Here is a 4,797-nt window from a genome sequence, read left to right as displayed (position 1 = left end):
CCTCGGTTCTAGGAGGGCTTTTCCAGGGGAGGCTTTTCGTAATCACCAACAACCCGGCGATCCCCTCCCCCGACCCCCCCCCCCCCACCGCCTTTGGGGGAGGGGGCGGGGGGGGGGCCCCCCCCCCCCCCCCCGAGGCCAAGGACTTCGTCAAGGTCCACTACGTGGGCGTGGCCTTCTCCACCGGCGAGGAGTTCGACGCGAGCTGGAACCGCGGCCAGGCGCTGGAGTTCCAGCTCGGCGTCGGCCAGGTCATCCAGGGCTGGGACCAGGGTGTCCAGGGCATGAAGGTCGGCGGCCGCCGCAAGCTGGTCATCCCGGCCCACCTGGCCTACGGCGAGCGCGGCGCGGGCAATGCCATCGCCCCGGGCGAGACCCTGATCTTCGTCTGCGACCTGATGGGTGTCAGCAAGCGCTGACGCCCCTCCGGCATGAGCGTGTGACGGGCCGAGGGCCCATGCCTGCGGGCATGGGCCCTCGGCTTTTGTCGTACGACCACCGAGCGGTACGGTCAACGGTTGAGAGCACAAGTAGAGAGGGCGTCGATGGCGATTGCCAAGGCCGAGCGGCTGATGAACCTGGCGCTGTGCCTGCTGGGCACGCGCCGTCCGCTCAGCAAGCGGGAGCTGCGGGCCTCGATCGAGGCATACCTCGAAGCCTTCGGGCCGGGGCACGGCACCGGCTCCGGGCCCGGGCGGAGCGCGGCCTCGGGCGGCGAGGGCACGGGCAACGGCGGCGATGACGCCTTCAACCGCATGTTCGAGCGCGACAAGGACGACCTCCGCGAGCTCGGTCTGATCATCGAGACCGTGGAGAGCGTCGACGGCGAGACCGGCTATCTCGCCCGCCGCGACAGCAACCGCCTCCCGCCCGTCACTCTCGACGTCGAGGAGGCCGCCGCCCTGGGCCTGGCCGCCAAGGTCTGGCAGCAGGCGCGGCTCGCCGGTGCCGCCAGCGGCGCGCTCCAGAAGCTGCGCGCCGCCGGGATGCCGCTCGCGGAGGATCCGTACGAGGGCAACATGGCGCTCGAACCGCGCATCCCCGTCCACGAGGCGGCCTTCGAACCGCTGATGCTCGCCGCCCGCGACCGCCGCCCCGTCACCTTCGACTACCGCAAGGCCAACGCCGCGCGCCCCGAACAGCGGCACGTCGAGCCCTGGACGCTGGAGTGCTGGCGCGGCCACTGGTATCTGGCGGGCTGGGACCGCGACCGCGGTGCCGAGCGCGTCTTCCGGCTCTCCCGGATCACCGGCCGGGTGCGCTCGCGCGGCATCCCCTTCACCGCCCCCGTGCCCGACCATGTGACCGTCCGCGGGACGGTCGAGAGCTGGGCGGGGGAGACCGCGACCGGCACCGCCCGGATCAAGGTGCGGGCCGGCCACGGCTATCCGCTGCGCGCCCGCGCCCTCGCCGCCCGCGACCTGGGCGACGGCTGGGACGAGCTGGAGATTCCGTACGGCCACGGGCTGGACGCCTGGCTGGTCGAGTTCGGCCCGGACGTGATCGTGCTGGAACCCGCCGAGCTGCGGGCCGACGTGCTGGACCGGCTGCGTGCCGTGGCCAAGGGCTGAAGCGAAGCAGGATCAAAGCGGGAAAGAGGACGGACCCCCTTCTTATGGCCGGAAACGCCATTGACCAGACCCGGCGGATGCTGTCGCTGGTCACCTATCTGCGGGAGCGCCCCGGCGCCCGGGTCGCCGATGTCGCGCGCGCCTTCGGGATCACCGAGGACGAGCTGATCGGCGACCTCGACGTGCTGCCGATGTGCGGCACCAGCTTCCGCGGCGGTGACCTGCTGGACATCGACACCGACGGCGACCGCATCTGGTGGCACAACCCGGACGCGTCCGGCACGAGCACCGGTGAGCCGCTGCGGCTCGCCGCCGACGAGGCCACCGCGCTGCTGGTCGCCGCGCGCGCCGTGGCGACCCTGCCCGGCCTGCGCGAGGGCGACCGGCAGGCGCTGGTGCGCGCCACCGCCAAGATCGAGGCCGCGGCGGGCGAGGCGGCCGGTGCCAGCTCCCGCCTCTCGGTCACCTTCGAGTCCGAGGGCGGCGTCTTCGCCGACGTCGACCGGGCCATCGCCGAGCGCCGCCGCGTCTGGCTGCGCTACTACTCTCCCGCGCGGGACGAGCTCACCGAGCGCGAGGTCGACCCGATCCGGCTGTTCGCCGTGGGCCACACCTATATGGAGGCGTGGTGCAGGCTGTCGGAGGCGCGGCGCACCTTCCGGCTCGACCGGGTGGCCGAGATCCGGATCCTGGACGAGCACTCCGACCCGCCGCCCGTGGAGCTGCGGGACCTCTCCGAGGGCCTGGTGCAGCCGGCGGCAGAGGACCCGGAGGTCGTCATCGAGGTCGGGCCCGGCGGCCGCTGGGTCGCCGAGTACTACCCGCACGACAGCGCCGAGGAACTGCCCGAGGGCGGGCTGCGGATCACGCTGCGCACCCCCGACCCCGCGTCGCTGCGCCGGCTGGCGCTGCGGCTCGGCCGCGACGGGCGGATCGTCACCCCGCCGGAGCTGGCGGACAGCGCGCGCGACGCGGCCGGTGCGGCCCTCGCGGCGTACGGCGAGTGACCACGGTGGTTTCGGGGAGAGGGGCGGGACACATGGGTGGGGACGTACTGGACGCCGGACGGGCCGTGGCCGCGGTCTTCAAGGCGGCCTGCCCGGACTGCCGGGGGCGCTTCGAGCTGACTGCCGGGGCGCTGCGGCTGGCGATCGGCGCGAGCGACCGGACGACCTTCTACTCCTTCACCTGCCCCGACTGCGGCGCCGCCGTCCGCAAGCCGGCGGGGGAGCGGATCATCGAGCTGCTCACGGGTGGCGGAGTGCGCACGCTCCGGCTGCACTCGTCGGTGTGACACCCGGGCCGGCGCCCGTCCGGCCCGCCCTTTCCGGCCATCCCGAACACCCCGATAGGCTCGCTCCCATGTTCTGGCCCATGCTCGCCATCGCCCTCGCCTTCTGCGGCATCGCCGTGCTCGGCGTGCTCGCCGCCCGGGTGCTCGTGGAGGTGCGGCGGCTGGCCCGGCAGGTGTCCGAGAGCTCGGCGCGGATCACCCGCGCGGCCGAGGACCTCGAACGGGCCGCGACCCCGCTGGCCGGCCAGGCCGCGTCGGCTTTCCGCCAGGACTGAGCGGGAACCGCGGCGGGAGGGGCAGAGGGCGGCCGCAGCACTCTCCTGTGGCCCGGAAGCGGGCGGTACGCTGTTTCGGGCGGCCCTGCTGACGAGGCGGAGGGTCGCAACCGGGCGTACGTGCGGGGATTGCCCAGCGTTTACCCCTGCGCGTTACGATCGCTGCCGTAGAGCTGGTGGACAAATGTCCTATCAGTCGGCAGTTCCCACCCCCATGCCGCTTCGGTGAGAAGGTAAACGCATATGTTCGGAAGGCTCGGCGCCCCCGAGATCATCCTCATCCTCGTCGTCGTTGTCCTGCTGTTCGGTGCGAAGAAGCTCCCGGACATGGCGCGCTCCCTCGGCAAGTCCGCCCGGATCCTCAAGAGCGAGGCCAAGGCCATGCGCTCGGAGGGCCAGGACAACGCCTCCGCCCCGGCCGACCCGCCCGCCGACGCCCAGGCTCCCCGTACGATCAAGGCCGCGCCCGGCGACGTCGCCGCCCGTCCGGTGAACGAGCCCAGCGACCGCACGCCGCAGCACTGATCCAGGGACGAATGGGACGGCCGCCCATGGCGACCGTCTGCCGCACGAGATAGGGACGTGGGTTGCCCAAGTCTGCCCGCAAGAAGGAGAAGGACCCCGAGGGGCGGATGCCGCTCGCGGACCACCTGCGTGAACTGCGCAACCGCCTGGCGAAGGCCGTGCTCGCCATCGTCGTGGTCGCGATCATCGCCGCGTTCTACAACAAGCAGATCATGGACTTCCTGTCCAGCCCGGTGCCCAAGTGCGCGAACCGGGATCTGTCGCAGAGCCACGGCGGCAACTGCGCGGTGCTGACGTTCAACACCCTGGCGTCGCCGTTCACGACCGTGGTGAAGGTGTGCCTGCTCGCGGGTGTCACCGTCTCCTCCCCGGTCTGGCTCTACCAGCTGTGGGCGTTCCTCGCGCCCGGGCTGCACAAGAACGAGAAGAAGTACACGATCGCCTTCGTGGCGACCGCCGCCCCGCTCTTCGTCGCGGGCGCCTACCTGGCGTACCTGATCATGCCCGCCAGCATGCGGGTGCTGCTCAGCGTCACCCCGGAGACCGCGGCCAACACCCTCGGCCTGAACGACATCCTCGATTTCACCGTCCGGATGATCCTCGTCTTCGGCCTCTCCTTCGAGCTGCCGCTGATCCTGGTCATGATGAACATGGTCGGCATGGTCTCGGGCAGGACCATGCTCAAGTGGTGGCGCGGTGTCGTCATGGGCACCTTCGTCTTCGGCGCCGTCGCGACGCCGAGCACCGACCCCTTCGGCATGTGCGTCCTCGCCGTCCCGATCAGCATCCTGTACTTCGGAGCCGTCGGCTTCTCGATCCTCAACGACAAGCGCCGGGAACGGGCCAACCCCGACCACCTCCTCGACGACGACGAGGCGGCACCGCTGGACCTGACCCCGCAGCCCCTCGGCGACTCCGAGGCGCTGCCCTCGCTGTCGGCCCGCCCGGCCGACGGCCACGCCGCCGAACCGGCCCGCCGCAACGGCTACGACGACATCACCTGACGTACCGCGGCGGCCACCGGAGCCGCGCACGCCCCGGGGGGGGGGGGGGGGGGGGGGGGGGGGGGGGGGGGGGGGGGGGGGGGGGGGGGGGGGGGGGGGGGGGGGGGGGGGGGGGGGGGGGGGGGGGG

7 protein-coding genes are annotated in these 4,797 nt (G+C 72.6%); all 7 read left to right on the top strand.

Annotated elements, in window-relative coordinates; genetic code table 11:
• Nucleotides 1-59 precede the first annotated feature (59 nt).
• The 7 genes from ACZ4A5_RS31545 to tatC all read left to right on the top strand — a co-directional run bounded on the left by ACZ4A5_RS31545 (nucleotide 60) and on the right by tatC (nucleotide 4,669).
• The gene (locus ACZ4A5_RS31545) at nucleotides 60-419 is read left to right on the top strand and encodes an FKBP-type peptidyl-prolyl cis-trans isomerase (protein ID WP_467591801.1); all 360 of its coding nucleotides are present in this window, start codon (nucleotides 60-62) and stop codon (nucleotides 417-419) included.
• Between the two features lie 126 nt (nucleotides 420-545).
• Nucleotides 546-1,571 (top strand): helix-turn-helix transcriptional regulator, encoded by a 1,026-nt coding sequence (locus tag ACZ4A5_RS31540; protein ID WP_366003115.1) that lies wholly within the window; start codon nucleotides 546-548, stop codon nucleotides 1,569-1,571.
• A gap of 44 nt (nucleotides 1,572-1,615) precedes the next feature.
• Complete coding sequence (locus ACZ4A5_RS31535) at nucleotides 1,616-2,578, top strand: helix-turn-helix transcriptional regulator (protein WP_467591794.1); 963 nt, start codon at nucleotides 1,616-1,618, stop codon at nucleotides 2,576-2,578.
• Nucleotides 2,579-2,610: 32 nt separating this feature from the next.
• The gene (locus ACZ4A5_RS31530) at nucleotides 2,611-2,865 is read left to right on the top strand and encodes a hypothetical protein (protein WP_467591791.1); all 255 of its coding nucleotides are present in this window, start codon (nucleotides 2,611-2,613) and stop codon (nucleotides 2,863-2,865) included.
• A 68-nt stretch (nucleotides 2,866-2,933) separates the two neighbouring features.
• Entirely contained in the window at nucleotides 2,934-3,140 is a 207-nt protein-coding gene (locus tag ACZ4A5_RS31525) for a hypothetical protein (protein ID WP_467591789.1), read from the top strand.
• A 243-nt stretch (nucleotides 3,141-3,383) separates the two neighbouring features.
• Entirely contained in the window at nucleotides 3,384-3,665 is a 282-nt protein-coding gene (tatA, locus tag ACZ4A5_RS31520) for a Sec-independent protein translocase subunit TatA (protein WP_398872629.1), read from the top strand.
• 107 nt (nucleotides 3,666-3,772) lie between these two features.
• Nucleotides 3,773-4,669: a twin-arginine translocase subunit TatC gene (gene tatC, locus ACZ4A5_RS31515; protein ID WP_467591798.1), complete on the top strand. Its 897-nt coding sequence runs from the start codon at nucleotides 3,773-3,775 to the stop codon at nucleotides 4,667-4,669.
• The last annotated feature ends 128 nt before the right edge of the window (nucleotides 4,670-4,797 follow it).

Source organism: Streptomyces sp. NPDC025618 (genome assembly GCF_055558795.1).
Note: the sequence above shows the minus strand (reverse complement) of the source record. Positions and strands in the feature narration are given on the sequence as shown.